Origin of the sequence: Actinomadura sp. NPDC048021 (assembly GCF_040653135.1) — a bacterium.
GTDB classification, from domain to species: domain Bacteria; phylum Actinomycetota; class Actinomycetes; order Streptosporangiales; family Streptosporangiaceae; genus Spirillospora; species Spirillospora verrucosospora.
Genome location: NZ_JBEZJQ010000063.1, coordinates 1 through 1023, shown reverse-complemented (window position 1 = coordinate 1023; position 1023 = coordinate 1). Strand labels below are relative to the sequence as shown.

The 1023-nt window shown below is 71.1% G+C and carries 1 protein-coding gene; it reads left to right on the top strand.

Annotated features, from left to right (window positions below):
* Positions 1-124 precede the first annotated feature (124 nt).
* Positions 125-1023, top strand: an 899-nt coding sequence (locus AB0C87_RS42825) for an IS5 family transposase (RefSeq protein WP_312879811.1), incomplete at its 3' end; no start/stop codon positions are given.

The window sequence follows — 1023 nt, the reverse complement described above, 5'->3', positions numbered from 1 at the left end:
CTAGGGCGTGTTTCGAAGTGGGGTGAGCATCGGCGTGTTGTGAGCCGGACGCAGTGAGGTCTCCGGTAGATGGTTCATCGACCAAGAAGAACCCATAACCGGAGACCTCGTGGCCACCCTAGCGGTGACGAGGCGGTTCGACCTGACCGACGCGCAATGGGCGATCCTGGGGCCGCTGCTGCCCGTCTCCAGGCGGCCGGGTCGACCGTCGAAGTGGACCAAACGGCAGCTCATTGACGGGATCCGCTGGCGGGTGCGGACCGGCGCACCGTGGCGGGACGTGCCCGAGTGCTACGGCTCCTGGCAGGCGGTCTACGGGCTGTTCCGCCGCTGGCAGCGCAACGGCGCCTGGGCGCGGATCCTTGCCGCCCTGCAGACCCGGGCCGATGCCGCCGGGCTGATCACCTGGGAGGTGAACGTCGATTCCACGATCATGCGGGCCCATCAGCACGCCGCCGGAGCCCGGCGGCGTGGTGACCTGCAGCGCGAGCCACCCGGCGGGACGGCCACCGAGCCGGACGATCACGCAATGGGGCGCTCACGCGGCGGGTTGTCGACCAAGGTGCACCTGGCCTGCGAGCAGGGGCAGATGCCGCTGTCGATGGTCGTGACCGCCGGGCAGCGCGGGGACGCCCCGCAATTCCAAGCCGTGATGGCCGGGATCAGAGTCGCCCGCCCCGGGCCGGGCCATCCCCGCACGCGCCCCGATCGGGTGCGGGCCGACAAGGCGTACTCCTCCCGCGCGATCCGTGCTCACCTGCGCCGCCGCGGCATCGCCGCCACGATCCCGGTCCCGTCCGACCAGGCCCGGCACCGGCAGCGGCGGGGCCGCCGCGGCGGCCGTCCACCCGCCTTCGACCCGGATGACTACCGCGGTCGCCACGCCGTGGAGTGCGGCATCAACCGCCTCAAGCGCCACCGCGCCGTGGCCACCAGATACGACAAGCTCTCCGTCCGCTACCAGGCAACCCTCGAGATCACCGCCATCAACGAATGGCTCCACCTACTTCGAAACACGGCCTA